Here is a 25,262-nt window from a genome sequence, read left to right as displayed (position 1 = left end):
AGAATTAACAGATGAATCCGTAAGGAACCTTAACATGAGAAAAGTGACCACCTTATTCTGCGCCGCACTGACCACCCTGGCCGCCATTCCGGTAACCGCGGGAGCCGCCATCGCACTCGACAGAACCCGTGTTATTTATAACGAAGGTGATAAAGCTGTGCCGCTGACGGTCACCAATGAGCACCTCAGCAAACCGTATCTGGCGCAGTCCTGGATTGAGAACAGCACCGGACAGAAAATCACATCACCGGTATTTGTCACTCCGCCGGTGCAGCGGATTGAGCCTGACCGCAAAAGCCAGATTAAAGTGCAGCTCTCTCCGGAAGCCGCCTCATTACCGGCTGACCGCGAATCGGTCTTTTATCTGAACGTCCGTGAAATTCCGCCGGCCGTTGAGAAAAGCAACGTGCTGCAAATTGCCCTGCAAACCAAGATCAAACTGTTCTACCGCCCGAAAGCGATTCAGGTTCAGGAGCGGATGGAAAAAATCGCCGGTGCGGATGGCATCCGTCTGTCACAGAATGGCGGGCAGTACACCATTGAAAACACCACGCCGTACCATCTTTCAGTCACTCGTCTGGATGCCACCGGCGGAAAAGAAGTGAAATTTGAGCCGGTGATGGTATCACCAAAAGCCTCCGCGTCCTTCAGTGCTCCGGCGCTGGGTAATGCGCCGGTTGTTTATTACGTCAATGACTACGGTGATACCAAACCACTGAAATTCAGCTGTGCCGGCAGCAGCTGTACCGTGCAGTCAGACAGTAAATAATTAACAGGAGGAACCGCCGATGACACTGACCATGCTTTTCCGTGCCGGCTGCGCGGCACTGTTGTGCCTGCCGCTGATGGTCTCCGGCGGTTCTTACACCTATATCGATGTGTATGTCCGTGGGGAGATATTTATCGCGCCCTGCAAAATTAATCAGGGCAATAATATCCTGATTGATTTCAAAGATGTCACCACCACCCGGATAGACAATGATAATTACCGTGAAAAACTGGATTACCGGATCGAGTGTCAGGATAACCGCGCCCGTGCCATGAAGCTGTATATTACCGGCACCCCTTCCTCCGTCGATTCGCGTTATCTTTCCACCAGCGTCAGTGACCTTGCGGTGAAATTCCTGGCGGATAACAAACTGATGCCGCTGAATGAAAAGATGACCATTCAGTATCCGGTACAACCCGAAATCATGGTGATTCTGGCAAAAAAACCGGCGGTAAAACTGCCTGCCGGTGAATTCAATGCCACGGCCACCATCCATATCGATTATGAATAAGGAATTGTGATGCGACATTTAATCACAGCTCTGATGCTGTCCTGTCTTGCTCTGCCGGTGTATGCCGGTACAGGAGTAGCACACAGTTCCGCCAATATCCGGATCACCGGAAGTCTTCAGCCGCCGCCGCCCTGTAAAGTGAATAACAACGAGGAAATCCTGGTCGATTTTCAGCGCATCCAGATAAAAATGCTGGAAAAGTCAGATATCCGCAAAGATGTGGATATCCCCTTTGTCTGTGAGCAGGACTCAGAGAATTTCAAATATTTCCTCACCGTTGACGGGCCGCGGGCACAGTTCAATAACAAACTGGTGAAAACCAACCAGAATAACGTGGGCTTTAATATTGAACTCGCCGGGGTGAAACTGGATTTGGGCAAAGCGCAGCTGGTGAGCAACCGCCATCTGACATTAACCATTGTGCTGACCAAAAACCCTAACGGGGACGTCACGCCCGGCTCCTTCAGCGGCACCGGCACTGTAACGATGGAGTATTTCTGATGAACCGCCCTGCTGCTTTCAGTCTGTTATTCAGCGCCGCACTGACATTCTCTGCCGTCTTTATTCCGGCGGGGCACGCCGCCGATAACCTGCGAGTGATCGGCGAGCTGTACAATGACCCCTGCACGCTGTTACCGGAAAATAAAGATCTGGTGGTGGATTTCAGTGATGTTTCACTGCCGGATTTGTATGAGGGGGTTGAGGTCCGCAAATCATTCTCCCTGATCCTGTCTGACTGCGATATCACGGATATGAACCGGTTTAAGATTAAATTCACCGGGACCCCGGATATGCCGTCCTATCTGGCGCTGGATCCGTCCAGTGACGCAGGCGGGTTTGCCATCGGCGTGCGGATAGATAATATTCCGCTGATCCCGCTGAATCAGTTTTCCAACACCATTACCATTGCCGGAAACGGTGAGAACAACATCCGTTTTACCGCTTTTTTGCAGGTTGATCCGAAAGCAAAAACCGGTAAAACCATTAAGTACGGCGCGTTTAATTCCACCGCGTTTCTGACTATCGACTATTTCTGAGGTCGGTATGACCAAGATCCTCCGTTATCTCACTGTGCTGACCACTCTCCTTTTATTTGTGCTGCCTGCACAGGCAACACTGTACAGCTATATTACCCGCTCTGAAGGTAAACCGGCAGATATCGATTATTACTACCGGATTACTGCCTGGACTCCGCTGCCGGCGGGCAGCGTGCATCCTTGTGTGAAAGTCGGTCTGACAAAAAAATGCTACGCCAATATTAATCACCGCCACACAAACGCAGACCGGGGTGGGGTATCCTCCCGTAATAACAGCGAATTTGAGGGGCGCTGCCGGAATATGAACCTGATGACACTGCCGGATGCCACAGCTGTTTATAACTATATTTATAATAACTGTTTCGGCGGACTGCCGTTTGAGGGGCAGACCAATCACAAAGGTGACGCTATCCGTAACGAATGTGTGACCCTCTTTTTAACCAGCAGCCCGACCGGTGGTAACGGTTATATGTATCCGGATTCTGTCTGTGGCGTAGCTCCCCCGCCGGGCGGAATTTGCAGTTTTACGGCTGACTATCCGAGCGCCATTCTCGATCATGGCCGGATACCGGATAATGAAATTAACGGCAATCAGGCCAGTCAGTATCTGAGAATGAAATGCAGCAAAGATGCCACTGTCCGGATCTACTCCGTGAGTGATACGGAATCCCGGCTGAGACTAAAAAACAATCTCTACAGCAGACTGACACTGAACGGCTATCCGCTGAACTCATCCGGCGGTGGTGTACCGGTTTATGTACGCGGGGATTATGAAGCAAACGCACTGCTGAAAAGCACACTGGAAACCACCGGGCCGGTGGAAGCCGGGCCTTTTATCGGTAATATATCCATTGTTATGACCATTGACTGATCGTCTTTACACGCCGGTATTCCCGTACCGGCGCTTTTCCTCCTGCCGCCCTTTTCGTGTAGAATAGCCGTACTTTTCACCACCACCGCAGGGCTTCCATGAAGAATGTCGATTATAAATCACTGAGATTGCTCGATCTTATTATCAAAGAACAGGGATTCGAGAAAGCCTCAGCGAAACTCTTTATTACACAATCGGCAGTTTCCCAGCGGGTAAAACAGCTGGAAAATCAGGTCGGTTCCCTGCTGCTGACACGCACCGTGCCGCCGAAACCGACCGAACTCGGGCAAAAGCTGCTGGGTCTGCTTTATCATGTTGATTTAATTGAGCATGATGCCTTTGATAATGAAAGCGGCAACCATGTGGTCACCATCCCTATCTCCATTAACGCCGACTCCCTCGCGACCTGGTTTTTATCCGCTATCAAGCCGATCCTGGATGACCGCGCCATTCGTCTGGATATTAAGGTGGATGATGAGAGCCGGACACTCGACTATCTGCTCAAAGGGGAAGCGGTCGGGGCAATCAGTATGCAGCCGCTGCCTGCTGTCGGCGGAACCTGTGATTATCTGGGGGCGATGGATTATATTTTTGTCTCGAGCCCGGCCTTTGCGGAAAAATATTTCAGCAAAGGAGTGACCAAAGAGACCCTGCTGCGGGCGCCGGTGGTGTCATTTAACCATTCGTCAGATATGCACCATATCTTTTTACAGGAGTATTTCCGTTTAACGCCGGGAAGCCTGAACAGCCATATAGTGCCGTCATCAGAGGCCTATATTCAGCTGGTACTGCAAAACTCCGCCTGCTGTATGATTGCGGAACATCAGATTAAACATGAGCTTGAATCCGGACGGATGATCAATCTGGTACCGGAACTGGTGCAGCAAAAACAGCTTTACTGGCATCGTTACCAGCCGGAATCCGGCACATTACAGCGGATTTCAGAGGCGATTATTAATAATGCCAAAGATTATCTGACCCAATCCCCGGTGACCGCCTGAGCGGCGGCCACCACAGGATCTGACGGGGTTACAGAGACTGCCCGGCTGAGCCGAACAGACGCATCCGTTCTTCCACCCGCTCCGCGACCGGCTGCAATCCTTTCATAATCACTTTGCGCGGATCGTTGATATCATGCGCGCCCTGCTGTTCAAACTGCTCTTTCACGGACAGGCACCACGCATACATATTTTCCGTATTAACGTTGATCTTCGCCGTACCGAGTGAAATGGCTTTCTTCATGTCCTCGTCTGAAATACCGGTTCCGCCGTGCAGTACCAGCGGTACTTTCACCAGCTGCGCGATATGCTGCATTTCCGCAAAACCGAGCTTCGCCTTGCCTTTATACAGCCCGTGAGTCGAGCCGAGCGCCGCCGCCAGGCAATCCACCCCGGTTTCTTCCACCAGCTTCTGACACTCTGCCGGGTCCGCATAAATGACGTGAGAATTCACAATACCGTCCTCGCTGCCCGCGATGGTGCCCAGCTCGGCTTCCACAGACACACCACGGCGGTGCGCGTAAGTCACCAGGCGTTTGGTGATTGCCAGGTTTTCGGCAAACGGCATCTGTGAACCGTCGAACATCACAGAACTGAAACCGGCTTTAATTGCCGCTTCACAGGCTTCATAAGACTGGCCGTGATCCAGATGCAGTGCCACCGGCACATCTATTTCCAGAAACTCCATCGCATTCACCACAATATCGTGAATACATTTCAGCCCGAGCATATGTTTTATGGTTCCGCCGGAGACACCTAAAATAACCGGGGAACGCAGTTGCTGTGCAACTTTTAATACCGTTCCGGTCCACTCCAGGTTATTAATATTAAACTGGCCGACGGCGTACTGGCGTGCAAATGCACGATTGAGCATATTCTCCATCGAAACTAACATCGGATTTCCCCTTGTTGGCGTATAACTGTAATTTAATCAAAAACCAGAATTAATCAAAATCAGAATTTAATCAAAATAGTGTTTCAGATTTCTTTCGTATTTATTCACCGCATTATGGACATCCGCCAAATCCGGCATTGATTCGCGCACCCCTTTTTTCTCAATTGAGATGGCTGCTGACAGACTGGCAAATAAAATAATATTCTCAATATGCCAGTTATAATGAACTCCGTACGTAAATGCGCCGTGGAATATATCACCGGCTCCTGTTGTATCAATCGCATTACAGATAAATGCCGGTGATATTGTCAGCATTCCGTTTTGCAGATACGCACAGCCTTTCTCACCCAGCGTAATAAATGCCTCACCCCGGGCCAGTTTATTCAGTTCCGTTAATGCCGTTTTTAACTGAATATCGGTGGTGAATTTATCAATCTCAATCAGATCACGGGCAAAGTTTTCACTGGCGACCAGATAATCGGTATATTTCGCCAGATTTAAATTGCTTTCCCGCAGTGACCCCGCGTCCATCACGACGCGGGCATCAGGCAGACGGGTCAGAATATATTCACTCAGCTCCGGTTCATGACCATCAATTAATACCGTGATGACTTCCCCTTTATCCTCCTGTGTCAGGCGGGTAATCAGCTCATCAATTTTCAGTTTCTCTTCAAATGTCATACGCGGCGGAGAGACCAGCTTGCGCGTAATAATTGTCCGGGAACCATTTAACTGATTAACTAATACAGATGCCAGCGGTGTGATCATTTCATCGTTAAAAATAACGTAATCGGTATTCACACCCACATCATGAAACTCATCAATAATTTTCTGACCGTAGATATCGTGGTTGAGGTGTCCGGTAAAATAAATATCCTCTCCCCACAATCCCAGTAACCATGCCGCATTGGCACAGGGTCCGCCGCCGCTTTCAATAAAATCACCGGAGAAATTTTTGGTATTCTCCTCCGGCCAGCGGTTAAGAAAGAAGAACTGGTCGAAGCAGGATAAACCGACAGAAATTACTGCCATAACAACTCCTTAAAACCTTTCGTCAGTATCATATTTACTTATGTGCGCGGTCTTTTTCCATTAATTCGTCATAGCTCAGGGTATCCCCCACCACTTTGACTGATTTAAAGGCAAACGGCGCCAGTAATGCCAGAACCAGAACAAAACAAATCAGGTAAATCGCAATCTGACCGAAGTGGGTAAAGGCTTCACCGATAACAATGCCCCACACCGCGAAGTCAAAGTCTGCAAAGGTACTGTTTTCAAAGCCCAGGTTGCCCAGCGCCGGTAACAGCATGGCCGGTAAGAATGCGAGGAAAATACCGCCGATAAAGGAGGCGATAATACAGCCCTTTTTGCCGCCCAGTTTGTCCGCAAATACACCGGATGTACCGCCGCAGAAGAAGTGCGGCACCATGCCCGGGATAATCAGCGCCATACCCAGACCACCCAGCATCAGCATGCCGACAAGGCCGCCGATAAAGGAGCTGATAAAACCGATTACCACCGCAGTCGGGCTGAAGGTAAAGAAGACAGCACAGTCAACCGCCGGAATCGAGTTCGGGATCAGTTTCTGGCTGATACCCTGGAACGCAGGTACCAGGTCACCCAGGATTAAACGCACACCGCTGTAGACAATCGCCACACCCACCGCGAACTGCAGACCGGTCAGGATGGAGAAGATCACCATATTCTGCTCAGTGATGGTGCTGATATAAGCGGAACCGGCAACGATGCTGCACACCAGATAAATCACGACCATCACAATACCGGTTGTTACTGTGGTATCGCGCAGGAAGCCCCATTTTTCGGAGATCTCAGTATCCGCAAATGAGTTTTCTGCTTTACCGACTTTCGCCGCAATCCAGGCAGACAGGTAATAACCGAGGGAACCAAAGTGCCCCATGGCAATACCGCCGTCTTCAGTAACGCGCTTGGTATAACGCTGTCCGATTGCCGGTGAAATAGCTGACCAGGCACCCAGCAGGAAACCGCCGATAATAACCATTTCCCAGCCTTTGAAATTCGCGGCCTGTAATACTGCCGAGAATAAACAGGCTAAAAAGAAAGAGTGGTGGCCGGTTAAAAAGATATATTTATATTTGGTGAAACGGGCAATCGCCAGGTTGAAAATAAAGCCGAGTAATAAAATACTCATTGTCTCCACACCCAGTAATTTCTGGGCAACAGAAACAATCGCTTCGTTATTCGGAATAACCCCCCGGATATTAAAACCGGCTTCAATAATACCACCAAGCGGATTCAGGTTTGCCACGATAACACCGGCACCTGCACTCAGCATTAAATAACCGAGGATCGGTTTTAATGTCCCGGTTAATAATTTATTGACCGGTGACCGTAATGCCAGTAACCCCACCAGGGAGATAATCCCCATAAGAAAGGCAGGCTGACTGAATATCTCAGTCAGGAATGAGAGAATATAAGCCATAATTTAATTCCTGTAAAAAGAATGAACTATCAGGATTGACTCAGTTTCAGTAAAGCGTCTTTAATATCTTCCGCAATTTTGGCTTTATGCACATAACTGCGGATCACGGCAACTTCACACTGCGGCGGAAATTGTGATGCCAGCTCTTTAATCGTGACATACAGATCCGCTTTCTCACCCACGGCATTCGCAAAATCCACTGAAGCCACATCGGCTTTTATGCCCATCTCCTCACAAATTTTCTTCACGTTATTGGCGGCCATTAATGAGCTGCCGATACCATTGCCGCACACTGTTCTTATTTTAATCATGCTGTCCTCTCTATCGACGTCCGGATAAACTGTAAAATCTGTTCTTTGTTATTCTCTTTTACAAACTCAGTAATATTATTTTCAATCAGATCAGCCACGGTCTGAATCAGATGAATATGGGTATCTGAATCTGTCGCGCTGATAGCAATAATGACATTGACCGGATCAAACTCCTCATGATGAAATACCAGCGGTATGCCGGTCACCACCACGGAGAACGCGGTTTTTAATGCCCCTTTTTCCGGTCTCGCATGGGGCATCGCCACCCCGGTATCCAGCACAATCACCGGGCCGAACTCATGATATACGCGGATCATTTCCTCAATATAATCAGGGGTACATGCGCCTGATTTTTGCAGCAACTCACCGGCATAGCGGATGCCCTCTTCCGGAGATGCAAAATTCTGATTCAGGGATAACAGCCCGCTCTCAAAATGAATATCCAAAACCGAACTCCTGATGTGATTTTTTCTTATTTTAAAGATGGCTTATTTACGCCTAAATAAATAGCGACGAAGATCACATTCCGGTTTTAAGAATGTGAAGCCGATCTCGTTTGCCTGAAATAACGCTTTATCGTGTAAAGCAAAAAATAATCCAGTTAATTCATATAATTACTTTTTACTGATAATTTCGCTGTTTTTATTTTCCGGGCTGAATATGTGGCCTGAGTCATATTTTCACTGGTGAAAATAAGATGTTCATCACATTTTTGAGGGTGTTGAGTCGTCACTTTGCGGGGCGGATCAAATTGAGGGGCAAAATTGATTTATTTTTAACCGGTGATAAAAAAAGAAGCCCGGCAACACTGTTTTCTGTGCCGGGCTTTTGTGCTGTTTTTGCTGATAAACGGATAATTACTGCATCGTCACCCAGAACGTCCCGGCACCGCTGATCGCCGTAAACCGCTGATGGAATGACACCATTTCCGCCTGCGGATTCAGGTCACTGAATGCCTGCGGATGGAAAAATGCAGCCAGTGCTTCGGCGGCAAAAATATTCAGCGGGCTGTTGTAGAAATTATGGTAAACCGCCATCACGTGCTGTGATTTCACCGCCTCCAGTGAGGCTAATCCCTGGCGGTTCATCAGCGCATTCATCACTTTTTGCGCCGGTTCTGCCGGTGCGCCGTACCCGAGCGTGACCGCCTCTGAACGGCGGTTATACTGTTTCCAGTCCGCACCGGTCAGCACATAGAACTGCGGGTTGAGATGCAGAATATTTTCAATGCTGCTTTCCGCGCCGTTTGCCGGCATCGTGTCGCGCACCAGGTTATCACCACCCGCAATCTCCGCCAGTTCGCCGAATCCGGTACGTCCGTATAAACGGCAGCAGTCATTGCCGAATAACCCGGCATTGCTTTCAATCAGCACGGACGGTTTTTGCTCCGGCAGACGCTGACGCAGTGCGGCCAGTTTAAGCCGGTAGTATTCCGAGAACTCCGCGGCGCGCCCTTCGGTTTCAAACAGTGTGCCGATAAGCTGAATACTTTTCGGGGTGTTTTCTGTCATGTCACTGCGGAAATCGATAAAAATCACCGGAATACCCGCCGCTTCCAGTTGCGGCAGCAGGTTCGTACTTTTCATCAGCCCGTAGGAGGATTTGTGCATCAGTACCGCATCCGGCGACAGTGCCAACAGGTTTTCCGTTGTAAAAGTACCGTCTTTGCTTTTCGGCAGAACCGGTAACCGCGCCAGTTCCGGCGCGGCCTCCAGATATGCTGCTTCCAGATCCGGCGCATAATGCGCCAGGGTATCACTCCATCCGCTGAGAGAGGAAAAATGGGTTTTCCCCGCCGCAATATCCACCGCCAGAATGTCACGGGCATCCGCAAGAAACAGCCGCTTGACCGGCGTATTCACCGCTACGGACCGTCCCTGTAAATCGGTGACAATTTGCGTCTGAGCACGGGCTCCCATGCTCAGCAGCAGCGTCATCATTACTATGAATATACGCATAAAACGGGTCTCAGAATGTCACCAGGTAATTCAGTGCAAATGTGCGGCCGCGACCTTTATAGCTGTATAAGTCCGGTGCGCCGTACGCCGGGCTGTACAGGATAGGTGCGCGCTGTCCCCACACGGTGGTGTAATCTTTATCCAGCAGATTTTCGACCGCAAAGCTGACTTTACCGACCGGTAACTGATAGCTGCCGAGGAAATCGACGGTGTTATATCCGTCCAGTTTCTCCCCGTCCGCATCGGTCAGGCTGAAGGATTGCTGGCTTTGCAGACGCAGTGTCCAGTCTGACGGCTCCCAGGCCACATACGCGGTGACTTTTGACGGACTGGCAAACTTCACGCTCCATTTTTCCCACTGATCGCCCGCTTTGGTCTCGGATTTGATCAGGTTGAAATTAGTCCCGACACGCCAGTCAGTATCTGCGATCGCGTAATCCGCCGCCCCTTCCACACCGTAGATCCGGCGTTTGTCATCTTTCAGGAAGATAGTCATATCTTTCTTATTGATGTCGTAGCTGCTGTCAGACAGTGAATAGTACGCCGCCAGCTGGGTTTGCAGGCTGTCCCCGGTGTAACGCCAGCCCAGTTCGAAGGAGTTGACTTTGATACCTTTGACCCGCGTATCATTGATGTTCACACTGTTGAGCAGCGGATAATGACCACTGACCGGCGAACCGTAAGTGCCGGTACCGTAGAATTTGGCGATATCCGGGATTTCAAAGCCCTGGGAGAAATTAAACCAAGTCTGTTGTGTATCGCTCAGGTTGAGCAGCACCCCGGCATTAAATAACAGGTTGTTGTAATCCGTTTCCCCGCCCGGTACCGCATCCGCTGAAGTGGCTTTACCTTCCGCAATCAGCTGTTGCTGCTGATAACCGACAAAATCATCCACTTTGTTTTTCGTGTACTGATAACGCATACCGCCGCTCAGGGTCACCAGCGGGTTGATGTCATAACTGCTTTGCAGAAACGCCGCCATCGTGGTGGTGGTATAGCCCGGATAACGCCCGGTATTGTAGGCGGAATCCAGTGTCAGTCCGTTGCTTTCCTTCGCTTTCTGCAGATTAAAGAACTTCTGGTTGGCACTGAATTTTTCATGCTCGGCATCCGCGCCGTACGTCAGTGTCAGGTTATCCAGTGGTTTACTGTTAAAGGTGACTTTACCACCGTAGAAATCAGTTTTCTGCTCTGATGCACTGATGCTGCTGACCACATAATCCGGCTTTTTACCGCCCAGCGCCGGGAACGGATAGAAGGTCTGGGTTTCGTCACGGTAATACGCCTGCGCCACCAGATCCTGTCCCAGCAGGTCACTGTTGCTGTACTGCAGGTTCACCATATGGCGTTTGGTGCCCGGGATCCGGTCAGAATCCAGTTTGTCGCTGTTATGCGCAGTGCCTTTTCCCAGTACCGCCGCAAAATCTTTGCCCAGATCGATCCCGTGTTTGCCGTCAGATTCACTGTTGTAATACTGCGCCATCAGTTCCAGTGACTGGTGGTCATCAATCGTCAGAGTTCCGAAGCCCATCACATCCAGGCGGTCAGAATACTGAAGCCCGGTCTGGGTGTTATCGATCAGGATTTCGCGGCCTTTGCCGTCATACCAGCCGCCGTAACGCTGATAAGCCACAGATAAGCGCCCGTAAGCCTGATCATTACCACCGCTGACTGCGGCAGCCACGTTTTCATCATGATCCGAACCGTTGCGGAACCCGCTTTTGCCGCCGATCTGAACCTCAACCTGTTTTTCTTCCTGACCTTTTTTGGTCACGATATTAATCAGACCACCGCTGCTGCCGCCACCGTACAGGGAGGTCGCACCGGAAATAACTTCAATATGATTGATATTGAACGGATCAATCGAATCCAGCTGACGGCTGTCACTGCGTGATGAATTCAGGCGCACACCGTCCACCATCACAATCATAGAGCGCCCGCGCATATTCATGCCGTAGTTTGTCCGCCCCTGGCCGCTGACACTCATCCCCGGGATCAGCTGCGCCAGGATATCTTTCAGCTCTTTTCCGCCTTCCGCCTGCTGCGCGATATCCGCATTATCAATGACCCAGGTGGTCTGGGCCATTTCAGAAACTGTCCGGTAGCTGCGCGAAGCAGAGACCACAATCGGTTCGCCGGAATCGGCAGAAGTTGCCGCCAGGACATCCGGTGTGATTAACAGGGTCAGGCAGGGTGTCAGAAGACAGAGAGAGCGGATGCGCATTGGTATCTTTCCTGTGGAGATCAAAAAAGTTCATTATCAGGCTGCTGATAATATTGACTGAGAATGATTATCACAAGAAGAAATATTCCCCGCTTGCTTTTTATATTTGATTTTCAGGGGGTGACTATTCACTGTGGTATAATCGGAACCGGATACTTCCCTCTTAACTCACTGATTTTCAGATAAGGAATCCCATGCGACCTGCGGACTATCTGCGGCTTACCCTGCTGGCGGCCATCTGGGGTGCCAGCTTTCTTTTTATGCGGGTGGCCTCCCCGCAGTTCGGCGCGGTTAACACGGCCTTTCTGCGTGTCTTTTTCGGCTGTGCCGGACTTCTGGTGATCCTCCTTATCATGCGCCGCACCTTCCGGTTTGACGGAAAATTAAAACCGGCATTATTACTGGGCGTGATTAACTCCGGCATTCCCTTTTTTATGTACTGTCTGGCCGCGCAGTGGCTGCCGGCCGGTTACTCCGCCATTCTCAACGCCACCACGCCGCTGATGGGGGCGCTGATCGGCTTTGCTTTCTTTGCCGAAACCCTGACCGCCCGCAAATGGCTGGGGGTGATGATGGGACTGGCCGGGATTGTGGTGATCACCACGGTCGGGGAAAGTCAGTCTTCCGCCCATTTATTATGGGGCGTGGCCGCCTGTCTGCTTGCCACCGCCTGTTACGGGCTGGCGGGATTCCTGACGCGGCGCTGGATCAGTGAAAAAGGCGGTCTGGATGCCCGTCTGGTTGCGTTCGGCAGCCAGCTCGGTGCCACGCTGTTCCTGCTGCCGTTTTTCGGTTTCAGTGTCACGACCGGCCCGGCGGTTAACTGGGCACAGCCGATGGTCTGGGGCAGTGTGATTGCGGTGGGGCTGCTCTGTACGGCAGTGGCGTATATTCTCTATTTCCGCCTGATTGCGGATATCGGCCCGATGCGCTCACTGACAGTGACCTTTCTGATCCCGCCGTTCGGTATTTTGTGGGGTTATCTTGTGCTTGATGAGACACTCAGCCCGAATTTCTTCCTCGGTGCGCTGATTGTCTGTGTGGCAGTCTGGCTGCTGGTCAGCCGGGGCAAACAGCCCGCAGCGGTAAAATAATTCACCGGGCGGCATCCGCCCGGATGCCGCCGTTTTGCCGGGATAACTTACACCGGCTCTGCCAGTCTCAGTATCACCGTATCCAGCAGTACCTGTGCGCCGCGTATCAGATCAGCATCTTCGGTATATTCAGCCGGGTTATGGCTGATTCCGTTCTTACTCGGCACAAAAATCATCGCTGCCGGCGCTATCCGCGCAATCATCTGCGCATCATGTCCGGCACCAGACGGCATACGACGGTATGCACTCCCGGCGGCTCTGGCCGCATTCTCCACACAGCTGACCAGGGTTTTATCAAACACCACCGGCTGAAAACGCGCCAACTGACGGGCTGAGACCGTAACCCCTTCCTGCTCTGATAACACCGCCAGATAATCGCGGATCTGCCCTTCCGCCCATTGCAGGCGCTCTTCGTCCGGGTCCCGCATATCAATGGTGAACGTTGCCGAGCCCGGGATCACGTTAACCGCATTCGGCTCAAAAGCAATCGTCCCCACCGTGGTTAATGTGGCCCCGTTTTTCTGAGAAATGCCTTCGCGCAGAAAGGTGATCAGCTTCGCTGCCGCATATCCGGCATCATGACGCAGCCGTGTCGGCGTGGTTCCGGCATGGTTTGCCGTGCCGGTGATGGTGATTTTCTGCCACGAGATACCCTGTAAGCTCTCCACCACCCCGATCTGTAATCCTTCCGCCTCCAGCACCGGTCCCTGCTCAATATGCAGTTCCAGATACTCGTGCGGCACAATGCTGCCCGGCACCATACTGCCCGCATAACCGGCGCGTTCCAGCTCATCACGCAGCACTGCACCGTCAGTGGCCACCGCATTCAGAGCATCTTCCAGCGGATAACCGCCCGCATACACCAGCGAGCCCATCATATCCGGATGAAAACGCACACCTTCTTCGTTAGTGAATGCCGCCACCGTGATCGGACGGGACGGCAGCACACCGGCTTCCCGGAAGGCCCGGACTACCGCCAGGCCGCTGAGCACGCCGTAGCAGCCATCCAGTGCCCCGGCGTTAATCACCGTATCGATATGTGACCCTATCATCAGCGGCGCGGTATCGCTGTTTCCGGAAACTGACGGCAGTGTGCCGAAAATGTTTCCGATCTGATCAATACGGATCACCAGATCCAGCGCTTTCATCCAGCTGACCACCAGGTCACGCCCCTGCTTTTCCGCATCGGTCAGCGCTGTCCGCGTCCGCCCGCCTTTTACCGGATCCGCCCCGGCATTTCCCAGTTCCTGCAAATGATTCAGTAAGGTCTTTCCGTCTATCTTCAGCCCACCGGATTTGTGATTCATGATCACCTCATTATTGTTATTGAATTACCAGTCCCGCGTTGCGATAAGCTCCTCCGGGTCCGCATCCTCAAAGCCGTATGCACGGGCAATCAGGTAAAAGGATTCGCCGATAGAATCCCGGGCAACGGTTTCAATCTCACTGCCTGCTTCATCAAACGCATCCTGCAAATCATTAAATTCCTCTGTCGCCTGCTGTGTCAGCACATACAGCGCCGCCAGGTCGTCCGGCGGATTGTTTTCCAGCACCTCACACAGACGCAGAAGAATCTCCTCTCCCTGCTTCACCAGATGGTCCGGGAAATAGCTGTCATCATACATATCGCCTAATAAACGGAGCTTCAGAACATCCGGATTGGTTACAGGCATTTTCATTCCCCCTGAAATAGTTACGCTAAGAACAAATTAATACAGAGAGACAACATATACCAGTTTCCGCGCCCGCCGGACATACCTGTTTTTCCGGCCTTCCTGTTTCCCGGAGCCCCGGGCAGTGATATAGTGCCGGGATAAAACCGGCGCACTGCCCGGCGGCTGTTTCCCGAACCGGAGATGATTTTGAAAAAACACCCAGAGGACGCCCCTTTCCGGCAGTCACCCGAGGATAATTGCAGATTCACTTTTATCGATCTTTTTGCCGGCATCGGCGGGATCCGCCTGCCCTTTCAGCAACAGGGCGGTCGTTGTGTGTTTACCTCTGAGTGGGATAAATTCGCCCAGCGCACCTATTTTGCCAATTTCGGTGAGATGCCTGACGGCGACATCACCAGGATCGCGGCAAAAGATATTCCGGATCACGATATTCTTCTCGGCGGTTTTCCGTGCCAGGCATTTTCACAGGCGGGTGCGCGTCAGGGGTTTAACGACACCCGCGGTACCATGTTCTTTGAAGTCCAGCGCATCATGACAGAGAAACGGCCGAAGGCGTTTCTGCTGGAGAACGTCAAACAGCTGCGTGGCCACGACGGCGGCCGGACATTACAGACTATCCTCGATATTCTGCGCGGACAGTATGAACAGACTGTGCCGGATAATATTCCGCTGAGTGAAGAGACCCGCAGCGCGTTGTCGCAAAAACTGAACTATTGGGTTGATTTCCGTGTGCTGCGTGCCGCCGATTTTGGTATTCCGCAGAACCGCGAACGTATTTTTATTATCGGTTTTGATCGCGACCAGTTTCCGGATGCGGACTTTGACACCTTATTTTCCTGGCCGGAACCGACTCATCAGCCCACCTGTCTCGGTGATATTCTCCAGAGCAAAAAAGCACTGGCGGAAGATGCGGCGCGCTATAAAAAAGATCGTTTTACCATCTCCGATAAATTATGGGCCGGCCATCAGAAACGCAAAAGAGAACATAAAGCTAGAGGTAACGGCTTCGGATATTGTCTGTTTAATAAAAACAGTGAATATACCAATACCCTGAGCGCCCGCTATTACAAAGACGGTTCTGAGATCCTGATTGACCAGTCACGGGACGGTAAAAACCCGCGCAAACTCACCCCGCGTGAATGTGCGAACCTCCAGGGATTTCCGGCAAATTATATTACCGATGCCGTTTCCCAGGGGCAGATTTATAAACAGTTCGGCAATTCTGTCTGTATGACTGTTGTCGAAGCCATAGCTGAACAACTCACAGCGGCATTAGCGCGGGCTGGTGCATTACCGCCGGTCAAATAATCTTCCGGCGGTACGGCGCATATTTTCCCGGCGAAATAGGGTAATCTGGGCTTATTCCTGAAATCAGCGGCTGAAAATCCGATGGATGTACATGACAAAGAAACCCGTTCCCGGAATATGCGCGCCATCCGCAACCGGGATACCAGGCCGGAGCATCATGTCAGAAAGCTGTTGCATCATAACGGCTTCCGTTTCCGGTTATATCCGGCAGATTTGCCCGGCAAACCCGATATATGGATGGCAAAATGGCGGACGGCTATCTTTATTCACGGCTGTTTCTGGCACATGCACGATTGTGACAAATTCCGGCTTCCCGCCACACGGACCGCATTCTGGCAAAAAAAATTATCAGAGAATAAAATCCGCGATGAAAAATATATCGCAGAACTGCACCGCATGGGGTTACGCACATTAATCATCTGGGAATGTGCCCTGACCGGGAAAACAAAATTATCTGACCCGATGCTGCTGACATTAATAAAAACCTGGCTGATAAGCAGTGCTGTTTCAGGCAGTATTACGGACTCCGGATTAACTATCACGCCAGGCTGATACCTTATGACACGCACCCAGCGCTTACTCACCTTATTACAGATCCTGAAAGAGAACCGTTATCCGGTCACGGCGGATTCCCTCGCCTCGCAATTACAAATCAGTGTGCGTTCCGTTTACCGGGATATTGAAACCCTGCGCTGCCAGGGTGCTGAAATTACCGGTGAAGCCGGTCTCGGTTATCAGATGAAATCCGGATTACTACTGCCGCCGATGATATTTGATGTCAATGAACTGGAAGCCTTAATTCTCGGGTTACGCTGGGTACAGAGTAATGCGGATGATGAGCTGAAAGCCTCCGCTGCCCGCGCGGCAAATAAAATCAACGCTGTGGTGGAACATGAATCCCGCGCCGTATTCAGTGACAGCACATTATTTGTGCCCGCCTCACAGCTGACACAGGTCGATAATATCATTGCCGGGGAATTGCGCCGCAGTCTGCGGGAAGAGCTGAAAATCAAACTGTGTTATCAGGATAAAGAGGCCCAGACCAGCAACCGGATTATCTGGCCGATTGCCATCGGTTATATGAAAGAGGTGCAGGTGCTGGCCGCCTGGTGTGAATTACGTCAGAGCTACCGGCACTTCCGGCTCGACAGAATTCAATCCTGTAAAATATTAACCGATAAACTGCCGTACCCGAAAAAATACCTGCTCGACCGCTGGCGTAAAAAAGTCCTCTGCATCCCTCCTGACAGATTCTGACACTCCCCTCACCTATGATGGTGCCTCAACACACTAAACAGGAGAGCATCATGAGCGGACTGACACTTTATACCAATGCAATGTCACGCGGGAATACCGTTGATTTATTTCTGAAAATTCTGGATGTACCGTATCAGCGCGTGGAACTGGATTATGGTGCGGATATGCATACCCCGGAATATCTGGCTATCAACCCGATGGGTAAAGTGCCGGCATTAACCGACGGCGACCGTGTTATCACTGAAACAGCCGCCATCTGCATGTATCTTGCCGATAAATTCATTGAAAAAGGCTTTGCACTGGCGGTTGATGCTCCGGAACGCGGCACCTATTACCGCTGGTTCCTGTTCACCGCCGGTCCGGTTGAAGCCGCTTTCACCGCCAAAGAAATGGGTCTGGTTCTGACAGAAGAAGAACAGAAAATGTCAGGGTTCGGCTCCTTTGACCGCGTAATGGCCTGCCTGGAAACCGGACTGGCTGATGCGGCACCGTATTTATGCGGTAACACCATGACCGCTGTTGATGTTTACATCGGCTATTTCCTGATGTTCCTGGCCAAACATGACTTAATTGCCATCTCTCCGGTCATGAAAGCGTATTTAGACAGCCTGACGTTAAACCCGGCATTTGCCGCGGCCTTCTCCGGAGAATAACAGCAACCCTCCCTGCCATAAGGCGGATGCAAAAATACAGCATCCGCCATTTCTGCACTTTCTTTTACCGTTTATCCGCAGTACAGTTTCCTCATTAATATCTTTACGGTAACTCACCCCGCAGAGGAAATAATGATAATGAGCATCCTGAAAATAATCGCATTCCCGGTTCTGCTTTTTATTTCGGTTTCCGGTTTTGCACAAACGGTTACCGCCTGGGGGGATACATTATCTGACGCAGAAGCCAAAATAGCCCATCAGGCAGAAAAAGCCGGTAGCGGATATCAGATAACCAGCGCCAGAGTCGGCTGGGTTACTTATGTTACAGCCACACTGACACCATTACCGGAAAATACACGCAATATTTCACCTGACGAAAACCAAACTCAGAATAATGCGTTACCACAAACGGAGAATACCCGTAACCACTGGCTGACAGAAAAATAAATATACCGGTAAATATCCTTTCAGGATGTAACTGTGACAGATGCGCTGCATCCCCGTTAAATAAATAAAAATAGCAGTAAAGATAAAAAACTGTTAAACAGATGCATTGTAATACTTACTGCCATCACATTACCACTTCATTATCCCCTTCAAAAACACGCATTTTAAACCACTCCAAAAACACAATAAAACCCGCATTTTATTGTTATTAATCTGCCGGTAAAAACAATATTCCCCCGGGGAAAAAACACAGCGATAAATACGGATTTCAGGCCCTGAAAAGCATAAGAAACCGGATTCCGCTCCGCCACAGTAAGGAATGTTGCTGATTGCTATATAAAAAGCCAATAACGCCGGGAAAAACACGTCATACGGTAAACATCAGACAAATGATCTGCCAAATCTGAAAAGAAAAGTGTAAGTATTTGTGTGAAAAGTATCACACTTTTACGAGCGCGATCCGGAAAACCCGAACCATGATTTTCCCTTCTTTTCATTTCAGTCAAAATGACGGGGTACAATATAACGAATTGAATAAGATACAAAAAATAGAAAACAATAAACGCAATACAAGGATTTTTACTTACTCAGCCAATATGTAAAAGATCGCTAAAACCGATCAATAATCAATTGATGATAGTTTTTACCTATCATAAGTGAAATATCGATCGTTAATAACAATTTTTTATGTTTTCACATGTCTTGTATATTTCATTACCAGATGGTAATTATTTATACGCAGCAGACGGGTAACTGCAATTAATATTATTACATCCGAATTTGTAATAATTTATTACAGGATATTACGATTTTTGTTTTCGCGTTAATTAATATTTCTCCCTGCTTAATCAGCACCGCTGTCATATAAGTAAACACATCACACCTGAATCCTGTTACGGCCCGGGGAGTGGAATCTATTATGAAAAATAATCAGATATTACTGCATGATGTAGGCGCGCTGATCCGAAAGTTACGTAAAGAAAAAAGAATGAGCGGCGTTGATCTTGGCGCAGAACTGGGAATCAGTCAGCAACAGATTTCCCGCTATGAAAATGCCACGAGTGAAATATCGGTATCAACACTCATTAATATACTTGCTGTATTTAATATAACACCCGCTGAATTTTTTACCCGTATCTCTGATACGAAGCATGACTTTTTCAGCAAATACACCACCGGGAACTGGTAAATACCAGCCAATTAGTCCGTTAATTATTGTTGTTATGCATCAGGAAGATACATCCTGTTTCCTGCCTCACATCAATAATAATGATAATAAAAATATCTTATTTACATAATTTTTATGTTTTTTTGGAAAATAAAAATTATGAAAAGGAATGTTATGAATATTAATCTGTTTATCAGGGGATATCAGCGATCCCCTCATTCTGGCTATACCGCCCTCTCACTGCGGGGCTGGTTAGCGGCTGCCGGGCTTCTCAGCCTGAGTACTGCGGTCTGTTTACAGACAGCACAGGCTGCGGATATCGGCAGCCAGAGCGGCACAAATATTACGGTTAATGATGGTGACCGGATCACCGGTGACACCGGGGATGGATCCGGAAACCGCTATGGTGTCCTGAACTCCTATAACAACGGTGCCGGAACCATCAATCTCGGCAATAACGTGACTGTGAATGTGACAGATACGGACAAATACGCCAAAGGCGTGGTTATTCAGGGAAATAACAGTGTATTAAACGCCAATGGCTTATCCGTGAACGTAACCGGTAAAAGTGCTATCGGTGTTGACCTGTCCGGTAAAAAAGCAGAGGCCAATCTGGGAACCGGCAGCAGTGTCAAAGTGGAAGGAACCGGTAACGGCATGGCAAGCGGTGTCGTGGTCAGCAACGCCTCCACCCTGACCGCTGACCGTCTCTCTATTGAAACCAAAGGTAACAGCGGTACAGGCCTGTCTATCGCAGACTACGGCAGTAAGGTCAATCTGGGCAGCGGCAGTACGATTAAAACCAACGGTACCGGAAGCTATGGTATCCGTATCGACGGCCTGAACGGCACCGCATCCAATGGCCCCGCCTATTTTACTGCCACTAATCTGACTATCGATGCACAGGGTTCAAGTGCATACGGCATGAATATCCAGAGAAACTCCATTGTTGATCTGGGTACTGACAGCAAAATTATGACCAACGGCGATAACGCCCACGGTATCTGGAGCTTTGGTGACATCAAAGCAGATGCCCTGACAATTATCGCCCGCGGAAGCAATGCCAACGCGCTGGAAGTTCGCGGCGGAACCGCCAATATCGGTGCCGGCAGCCATATGTATTCTGAACTGGGCGGTGGTCTGGTCACCAACGGCTCAGGTACGACCATCAACTTTACCGGTACGGCGGATAACCGTAATACTATTTTCTCCGGTGGTTCTTACGGTGCGTCTGCTCAGTTTTCCGGTGCTAAAATCAACCTGGCAAACACCGATATTACGATTGACCGCAACGGAAGCCTGGGTCTGGGACTGTGGGCGCTGGGCGGCGGTGTCATGACCGGTGATAATATCTCGGTAACAGGAGCCGCAGGCACCCGTGGTGTCTATGCCATGACCAACAGCCAGATTGATCTGACCGGCGACCTGACCATTAATATGGCAACCGCAGATCAGATAGCCATTGCCACCCAGCACAATGACGGCTATGCCGCCAGCCGGATTAATGCAACGGGCAAAATGCTGATCAACGGCGGTATTCAGTCACGGGGCGGCCTGATCAATGTGGATATGGCTTCCGGCTCACAGTGGACCGGGAACGCTTACAGCGATAACGTCAACGGCGGCCTGCTGAATGTCACCATGGACAACAGCCGCTGGAATGTCACGGATGATTCCAACCTCGATAATCTGGTACTGAATAATACCACCGTCGATTTATCGCACAGATTGTCCGACACCGGTTACTCAACGCTGAGTATCGCCAACCTCAGCGGCAACGGCGCATTCACGCTGCGGACTGATATTGTCGGTGACGGTGATGGTGTCAACAACGCCGGTGACAAACTGGTGGTAACCGGGACCAGCGCCGGTGATTATTCATTAACTGTATTAAACCGCGGCAGCCTGGCCACAACCGGGAATGAAATTCTGACCGTTGTGGAAACCGCAGACGGCGCAGCCAGCTTTACTTCAACGTCTGAAGTCGAGTTAGGCGGTTATCTGTATGATGTGCGCAAGAACGGCAATAACTGGGAACTGTACTCATCAGGTGCCTACGTTCCGCCGCCGGTAGTCCCGGATCCTGATCCGGAACCAGAGCCGGAACCGGAAAAACCAAAACCACCGATCACCACCACGGCGGATGCAGGCGGTAATTTCCTGAACGTGGGTTATCTGATTAACTACGCAGAGACCCAGACACTGATGCAGCGCATGGGTGATCTGCGTCAGAACGGCGGGGATAATAATGCATGGCTGAGAGGCTTCGGCGGTAAATTCAACTCCTTTGCCGGCGGCAAAATGAGCGGATTTGACATGACCTACGGCGGTACACAGCTGGGCTTTGATAAACGTATCTCACCGGACACACCGCTGTATATCGGTACCTTTGCGGGCTTAACCCAGGGCTCACCGGACTATCGCGGCGGGGACGGCACTGTCCGCTCATACCATCTGGGGCTTTACACCACCTATATGGCGGACAACGGTTTCTATGTTGACGGTATTGCCAAGGTCTCCCGCCTGAAAAACAAATTCAGCGTATCGGACAGCCAGAACAATAATGTCAGCGGCGACGGCAGCTCAACGGGTGTCAGTTTATCAGCGGAAGCAGGCCGGAAGTTCAGCCTGAGCCGGGCCGGTAATGGATTCTATATCGAACCTCAGGCGCAACTGACCTACAGCCATCAGGATTCAACCGGTATTCACGCCAGCAACGGCCTGAAAATCGACCTCGGCAGCTATGATTCCACCATCGGACGCGCCGGTACACTGATCGGCTATGAAACCACCACCGGTGACAGCCAGATCAACGTTTACCTGAAAACCGGTTTTGTCAGAGAGTTTCAGGGCAACACCGACTATAAACTGAACGGCTCCCGCGAAGCACACAGCTTCAAAGGAAACTGGTGGAACAACGGACTGGGCATCAGCGCCAACATCAGCAAAAAACATACCCTGTATGCAGAGGCTGACAGCTCAACCGGCAACCGGTTTGATCAGTACCAGATCAACGGCGGATACCGTTTCAGCTTTTAATCTGTGAGATGCTGTAAGTAAAAAGACGAAGAGGGATCTTCGTCTTTTTTGTTTTCAGGAAAGTCTGGTTTACAGCAGATATCAATGCGGTAAATATAATCAATATTCTATTGAAATTATTATAATTTTTGTAACAGTGAACACGCTGAATATATTGAAAATTTTCAATTTTTGAGTATGTTAAGGATGACAACGGGATAATAATCATCAGGGATGAAACGATATTGGTCGATGCTATTTTTTCTGTCTATAAATACATTGATATCACAGTGATTTTTATCGCCTCCCTGCTCATCCTCTGGCTTTCATCCATCTCATCTGACCGGCTTTTACGTATTATATTGTTTCTGTTATCACTCCTGTTAATCACACCCTATATTTTTATGGCTGCTTATGTGGCGCTTATACTTTCGGTGAGTTTGATGTTTGTGTGAGTATGAGTATAACCGGACAAAAACATCAGTCTTTTCCTCCTATTAACGTGACACTCTCCATTGAAATTCACCGGTTTTACGAGCATGATCGCAGTTATATAAATATGTTACCCGGTTCATTCTTATTATGATATCTCCCGAAACACTGCAATCCGCCATCGCCAGCATTTCAGTGTGGCGCCAGGGTGACGTATGCGCACCCCATAAGCCATTGCTGTTGCTGTATGTGCTTTCGCAGTATAAGGCGGGGCATCCGCGCCTGTTCAATTATGGCCGAGAAATCCACGAACCACTGACCCGCCTGCTGAGAGAGTTTGGACCCAAGCGACGCACTGATTACCCTAATATGCCTTTCTGGCGTCTCAGAAGTGACGGTTTCTGGGAAATTACTGATGCAGAAGGTTGTAAACACCGCCGGGGTAACACGCAGCCGACAAAGAAAGAGTTGATTGATAATCACGTATCAGGCGGTTTTGATGAAGCCGCTTACCGGCAATTACGTGAACACCCGGAATTAATTGATAAACTGGCCCAGCAAATTCTGACAAACCGTTTTCCGGAAAGTATTCAGCGGATCCTTGCCAACCAACTTGGCCTGGATTTTGTTGACCGGACAAAAAACCGCGACCCGCATTTCAGAGACATCATACTGCGCGCCTATCACTCCCGCTGCGCTTTCTGCGGCTATGACCTCCGCCTGGATGGTGCGCTGGTGGGTATTGAAGCCGCGCATATCCATTGGAAAGCCTACGGCGGCCCGTGTGTGGTACACAATGGCCTGGCATTGTGTTCTCTTCACCACGATGCATTTGATATGGGCGCATTCGGATTAGATGAAGATCTGACTATCCGCATTTCCGCCGGTGTCAGCCGCAGCCCAGTCATCGACAATCTGTTCTGGCAGCGAAACGGCCAGTTATTGCACCTTCCTCATGATGAATCCTTATGGCCGGCAGAACAATACATCGGCTGGCATCGTAAGCAGGTGTTTAAGGTGTGAGGAAATAATATGATCACTGGGGTAGACCAGTCCAATGAGGCCAAAAAGTATCTACGAAACACGGGTCTATTCAAAGTACAATGAATGTACTATAACATTATATAATGTGGAATTTTGAGCTTACAAAAAAATGAATCTTGCCGACGAAGAATTGTTAGAAGTCGCGTGGTATTTGTCAAAATATGGGTATAAAAAGCCCCCAATAGCGCTGGGAGTTGAGAAATGGAAAGATGCTGTTGCACTATTTTACCCTCGATTTGGGGCGGGTAAATCATTCACAGAGTTTTATAATAGTTTAAAAAATCATCGTGATCACTACGATGCTTGGATGAGCAATATACGCATTGGCTGGCGCAACGACGATGGATCACCACGAGATCTTCCCTCTACATCACAAAGAGTGTTGCAGAGGATGAGTTTGTTGTCTGATGCTCAAATTGAACACAAGATTCTAAGTAAGCTGACTGATATAACTGATATTCAAGAAAAATACGATATTGAATTAATCGTTAAAGATCAATCAATTGATGAGACTACAAAAGAACGCCTGATTGCGGCTAGACTTGGCCAGGGAATTTTTAGACAGAGATGTTTAAAACTTTTCCCAGCTTGTGCTGTGACAGGATATACATTCCCTCCATTACTTCGGGCAAGCCATATCAAGCCTTGGTCTGCATGTGAAAGTGCCAAGGAACGTCTTGATCCTTACAATGGTATTGTACTAGCTGCACATATCGATGCTCTTTTCGATAAAGGTTGGATTTCATTCAGTAATGACGGTTACATTTTACTCAGCAAAGAGCTTGATGAAACTATCGTAAAACAACTTTCTTTAGCCGGTCGAAAAATTAAAAAATTTCCTTCACTTTCACACGATTACCTTGAGTGGCATAGAGAAAATCTATTAAGATAAACAACTTAAGGTACGCGATGTAGATATAGCGATTCACCGCCTATCAGATACCTAACCCGTACCTTCATAAACATTGCTAAGGAATAGCTTTGTTCGGGTTTGATCTCTTCCCTTTCTTCAGTACCGGTGTAAAGTAGAGTTTCCGGCCTTTCTTATCCTGAAAAAAAGAGGTCATCTGACATGAAAAAGACACGTTATACCGAAGAACAGATCGCATTTGCCCTGAAACAGGCTGAAA

25 protein-coding genes are annotated in these 25,262 nt (G+C 49.6%); 16 read left to right on the top strand and 9 right to left on the bottom strand.

The window, feature by feature from the left end:
* Positions 1-34 precede the first annotated feature (34 nt).
* From GN208_RS15265 to GN208_RS15240, 6 genes are all read left to right on the top strand, one after another.
* Positions 35-769: a molecular chaperone gene (locus tag GN208_RS15265; protein ID WP_004234702.1), complete on the top strand. Its 735-nt coding sequence runs from the start codon at positions 35-37 to the stop codon at positions 767-769.
* 19 nt (positions 770-788) lie between these two features.
* Positions 789-1,280, top strand: coding sequence for a fimbrial protein (locus tag GN208_RS15260; RefSeq protein WP_243828471.1), 492 nt, complete (start codon positions 789-791; stop codon positions 1,278-1,280).
* A 9-nt stretch (positions 1,281-1,289) separates the two neighbouring features.
* Positions 1,290-1,781: a fimbrial protein gene (locus GN208_RS15255; protein WP_243828470.1), complete on the top strand. Its 492-nt coding sequence runs from the start codon at positions 1,290-1,292 to the stop codon at positions 1,779-1,781.
* Entirely contained in the window at positions 1,781-2,317 is a 537-nt protein-coding gene (locus tag GN208_RS15250; RefSeq protein ID WP_004234697.1) for a fimbrial protein, read from the top strand. Before GN208_RS15255 ends, GN208_RS15250 begins: the two co-directional genes overlap by 1 nt.
* 7 nt (positions 2,318-2,324) lie before the next feature.
* Positions 2,325-3,188, top strand: coding sequence for a hypothetical protein (locus GN208_RS15245; RefSeq protein WP_004234695.1), 864 nt, complete (start codon positions 2,325-2,327; stop codon positions 3,186-3,188).
* A 98-nt stretch (positions 3,189-3,286) separates the two neighbouring features.
* Positions 3,287-4,189, top strand: coding sequence for a LysR family transcriptional regulator ArgP (locus tag GN208_RS15240; protein ID WP_004234693.1), 903 nt, complete (start codon positions 3,287-3,289; stop codon positions 4,187-4,189).
* A 28-nt stretch (positions 4,190-4,217) separates the two neighbouring features.
* Here GN208_RS15240 and fba read toward each other — a convergent pair whose 3' ends face one another.
* From fba to GN208_RS15205, 7 genes are all read right to left on the bottom strand, one after another.
* Entirely contained in the window at positions 4,218-5,081 is an 864-nt protein-coding gene (gene fba / locus GN208_RS15235; RefSeq protein WP_015422289.1) for a class II fructose-1,6-bisphosphate aldolase, read from the bottom strand.
* 66 nt (positions 5,082-5,147) lie between these two features.
* Positions 5,148-6,113, bottom strand: coding sequence for a PfkB family carbohydrate kinase (locus GN208_RS15230; protein ID WP_004234690.1), 966 nt, complete (start codon positions 6,111-6,113; stop codon positions 5,148-5,150).
* Positions 6,114-6,147: 34 nt separating this feature from the next.
* The gene (locus GN208_RS15225; RefSeq protein ID WP_004234688.1) at positions 6,148-7,542 is read right to left on the bottom strand and encodes a PTS ascorbate transporter subunit IIC; all 1,395 of its coding nucleotides are present in this window, start codon (positions 7,540-7,542) and stop codon (positions 6,148-6,150) included.
* A 29-nt stretch (positions 7,543-7,571) separates the two neighbouring features.
* A complete protein-coding gene (locus GN208_RS15220; protein WP_004234686.1) occupies positions 7,572-7,853 on the bottom strand; it encodes a PTS sugar transporter subunit IIB in 282 nt (93 codons plus the stop codon).
* A complete protein-coding gene (locus GN208_RS15215; RefSeq protein ID WP_243828469.1) occupies positions 7,850-8,299 on the bottom strand; it encodes a PTS sugar transporter subunit IIA in 450 nt (149 codons plus the stop codon). Before GN208_RS15215 ends, GN208_RS15220 begins: the two co-directional genes overlap by 4 nt.
* Positions 8,300-8,710: 411 nt before the next feature.
* Entirely contained in the window at positions 8,711-9,811 is a 1,101-nt protein-coding gene (locus GN208_RS15210; RefSeq protein WP_015422290.1) for an ABC transporter substrate-binding protein, read from the bottom strand.
* 10 nt (positions 9,812-9,821) lie between these two features.
* The gene (locus GN208_RS15205; protein ID WP_243828468.1) at positions 9,822-12,035 is read right to left on the bottom strand and encodes a TonB-dependent siderophore receptor; all 2,214 of its coding nucleotides are present in this window, start codon (positions 12,033-12,035) and stop codon (positions 9,822-9,824) included.
* Between the two features lie 194 nt (positions 12,036-12,229).
* Between GN208_RS15205 and GN208_RS15200 the strand changes: the two genes are divergently transcribed.
* Positions 12,230-13,129, top strand: coding sequence for a DMT family transporter (locus GN208_RS15200; RefSeq protein WP_004234679.1), 900 nt, complete (start codon positions 12,230-12,232; stop codon positions 13,127-13,129).
* Between the two features lie 47 nt (positions 13,130-13,176).
* On the opposite strand, the gene GN208_RS15195 is transcribed toward GN208_RS15200, so the two are convergent.
* Both GN208_RS15195 and GN208_RS15190 read right to left on the bottom strand, forming a co-directional pair.
* Positions 13,177-14,436: a Zn-dependent hydrolase gene (locus tag GN208_RS15195; RefSeq protein ID WP_004234678.1), complete on the bottom strand. Its 1,260-nt coding sequence runs from the start codon at positions 14,434-14,436 to the stop codon at positions 13,177-13,179.
* Positions 14,437-14,460: 24 nt separating this feature from the next.
* Positions 14,461-14,802 (bottom strand): DUF5713 family protein, encoded by a 342-nt coding sequence (locus GN208_RS15190; RefSeq protein ID WP_015422291.1) that lies wholly within the window; start codon positions 14,800-14,802, stop codon positions 14,461-14,463.
* Positions 14,803-14,991: 189 nt separating this feature from the next.
* On the opposite strand from GN208_RS15190, the gene GN208_RS15185 reads away from it, so the two are divergent.
* The 9 genes from GN208_RS15185 to GN208_RS15145 all read left to right on the top strand — a co-directional run bounded on the left by GN208_RS15185 (position 14,992) and on the right by GN208_RS15145 (position 25,024).
* Positions 14,992-16,113 carry a DNA cytosine methyltransferase gene (locus GN208_RS15185; protein ID WP_004234671.1) on the top strand — a complete coding sequence of 374 codons (1,122 nt, stop codon included), beginning with the start codon at positions 14,992-14,994 and terminating at the stop codon, positions 16,111-16,113.
* Between the two features lie 81 nt (positions 16,114-16,194).
* Complete coding sequence (vsr, locus tag GN208_RS15180; protein ID WP_004234669.1) at positions 16,195-16,665, top strand: DNA mismatch endonuclease Vsr; 471 nt, start codon at positions 16,195-16,197, stop codon at positions 16,663-16,665.
* Positions 16,666-16,671: 6 nt separating this feature from the next.
* The gene (locus GN208_RS15175; RefSeq protein WP_004234668.1) at positions 16,672-17,370 is read left to right on the top strand and encodes a YafY family protein; all 699 of its coding nucleotides are present in this window, start codon (positions 16,672-16,674) and stop codon (positions 17,368-17,370) included.
* Between the two features lie 50 nt (positions 17,371-17,420).
* A complete protein-coding gene (locus GN208_RS15170) occupies positions 17,421-18,023 on the top strand; it encodes a glutathione S-transferase family protein (protein ID WP_004234667.1) in 603 nt (200 codons plus the stop codon).
* A 138-nt stretch (positions 18,024-18,161) separates the two neighbouring features.
* Entirely contained in the window at positions 18,162-18,470 is a 309-nt protein-coding gene (locus tag GN208_RS15165) for a DUF1471 domain-containing protein (protein ID WP_004234666.1), read from the top strand.
* A 919-nt stretch (positions 18,471-19,389) separates the two neighbouring features.
* Entirely contained in the window at positions 19,390-19,659 is a 270-nt protein-coding gene (locus tag GN208_RS15160; protein ID WP_004234664.1) for a helix-turn-helix transcriptional regulator, read from the top strand.
* 153 nt (positions 19,660-19,812) lie between these two features.
* On the top strand, positions 19,813-22,677 hold the full coding sequence (locus tag GN208_RS15155; protein WP_004234663.1) for an autotransporter outer membrane beta-barrel domain-containing protein: 2,865 nt from the start codon (positions 19,813-19,815) through the stop codon (positions 22,675-22,677).
* A gap of 561 nt (positions 22,678-23,238) precedes the next feature.
* A complete protein-coding gene (locus GN208_RS15150) occupies positions 23,239-24,111 on the top strand; it encodes a phosphorothioated DNA-binding restriction endonuclease (RefSeq protein ID WP_015422293.1) in 873 nt (290 codons plus the stop codon).
* A gap of 130 nt (positions 24,112-24,241) precedes the next feature.
* Positions 24,242-25,024, top strand: coding sequence for an HNH endonuclease (locus tag GN208_RS15145; protein WP_004234659.1), 783 nt, complete (start codon positions 24,242-24,244; stop codon positions 25,022-25,024).
* The last annotated feature ends 238 nt before the right edge of the window (positions 25,025-25,262 follow it).

Origin of the sequence: Morganella sp. HSTU-ASny43 (assembly GCF_022819185.1) — a bacterium.
Classification (GTDB): Bacteria; Pseudomonadota; Gammaproteobacteria; order Enterobacterales; family Enterobacteriaceae; genus Morganella; species Morganella morganii.
The sequence above is the reverse complement of the archived record's forward strand: the minus strand, read 5'-3'. Positions and strand labels throughout refer to the sequence as shown.

What these genes read in the sequence shown, in the direction of transcription:
- GN208_RS15260 (WP_243828471.1), top strand. Translation starts at nt 789, where the DNA reads ATGACACTGACCATGCTTTTCCGTGCCGGCTGCGCGGCACTGTTGTGC.
- GN208_RS15265 (WP_004234702.1), top strand. Translation starts at nt 35, where the DNA reads ATGAGAAAAGTGACCACCTTATTCTGCGCCGCACTGACCACCCTGGCC.
- GN208_RS15145 (WP_004234659.1), top strand. Translation starts at nt 24,242, where the DNA reads ATGAATCTTGCCGACGAAGAATTGTTAGAAGTCGCGTGGTATTTGTCA.
- GN208_RS15240 (WP_004234693.1), top strand. Translation starts at nt 3,287, where the DNA reads ATGAAGAATGTCGATTATAAATCACTGAGATTGCTCGATCTTATTATC.
- GN208_RS15160 (WP_004234664.1), top strand. Translation starts at nt 19,390, where the DNA reads ATGAAAAATAATCAGATATTACTGCATGATGTAGGCGCGCTGATCCGA.
- GN208_RS15205 (WP_243828468.1), bottom strand. Translation starts at nt 12,035, where the DNA reads ATGCGCATCCGCTCTCTCTGTCTTCTGACACCCTGCCTGACCCTGTTA.
- GN208_RS15170 (WP_004234667.1), top strand. Translation starts at nt 17,421, where the DNA reads ATGAGCGGACTGACACTTTATACCAATGCAATGTCACGCGGGAATACC.
- GN208_RS15255 (WP_243828470.1), top strand. Translation starts at nt 1,290, where the DNA reads ATGCGACATTTAATCACAGCTCTGATGCTGTCCTGTCTTGCTCTGCCG.
- GN208_RS15195 (WP_004234678.1), bottom strand. Translation starts at nt 14,436, where the DNA reads ATGAATCACAAATCCGGTGGGCTGAAGATAGACGGAAAGACCTTACTG.
- GN208_RS15210 (WP_015422290.1), bottom strand. Translation starts at nt 9,811, where the DNA reads ATGCGTATATTCATAGTAATGATGACGCTGCTGCTGAGCATGGGAGCC.
- GN208_RS15220 (WP_004234686.1), bottom strand. Translation starts at nt 7,853, where the DNA reads ATGATTAAAATAAGAACAGTGTGCGGCAATGGTATCGGCAGCTCATTA.
- GN208_RS15190 (WP_015422291.1), bottom strand. Translation starts at nt 14,802, where the DNA reads ATGCCTGTAACCAATCCGGATGTTCTGAAGCTCCGTTTATTAGGCGAT.
- GN208_RS15155 (WP_004234663.1), top strand. Translation starts at nt 19,813, where the DNA reads ATGAATATTAATCTGTTTATCAGGGGATATCAGCGATCCCCTCATTCT.
- GN208_RS15150 (WP_015422293.1), top strand. Translation starts at nt 23,239, where the DNA reads ATGATATCTCCCGAAACACTGCAATCCGCCATCGCCAGCATTTCAGTG.
- vsr (WP_004234669.1), top strand. Translation starts at nt 16,195, where the DNA reads ATGGATGTACATGACAAAGAAACCCGTTCCCGGAATATGCGCGCCATC.
- GN208_RS15250 (WP_004234697.1), top strand. Translation starts at nt 1,781, where the DNA reads ATGAACCGCCCTGCTGCTTTCAGTCTGTTATTCAGCGCCGCACTGACA.
- GN208_RS15165 (WP_004234666.1), top strand. Translation starts at nt 18,162, where the DNA reads ATGAGCATCCTGAAAATAATCGCATTCCCGGTTCTGCTTTTTATTTCG.
- GN208_RS15200 (WP_004234679.1), top strand. Translation starts at nt 12,230, where the DNA reads ATGCGACCTGCGGACTATCTGCGGCTTACCCTGCTGGCGGCCATCTGG.
- GN208_RS15175 (WP_004234668.1), top strand. Translation starts at nt 16,672, where the DNA reads ATGACACGCACCCAGCGCTTACTCACCTTATTACAGATCCTGAAAGAG.
- fba (WP_015422289.1), bottom strand. Translation starts at nt 5,081, where the DNA reads ATGTTAGTTTCGATGGAGAATATGCTCAATCGTGCATTTGCACGCCAG.
- GN208_RS15225 (WP_004234688.1), bottom strand. Translation starts at nt 7,542, where the DNA reads ATGGCTTATATTCTCTCATTCCTGACTGAGATATTCAGTCAGCCTGCC.
- GN208_RS15245 (WP_004234695.1), top strand. Translation starts at nt 2,325, where the DNA reads ATGACCAAGATCCTCCGTTATCTCACTGTGCTGACCACTCTCCTTTTA.
- GN208_RS15230 (WP_004234690.1), bottom strand. Translation starts at nt 6,113, where the DNA reads ATGGCAGTAATTTCTGTCGGTTTATCCTGCTTCGACCAGTTCTTCTTT.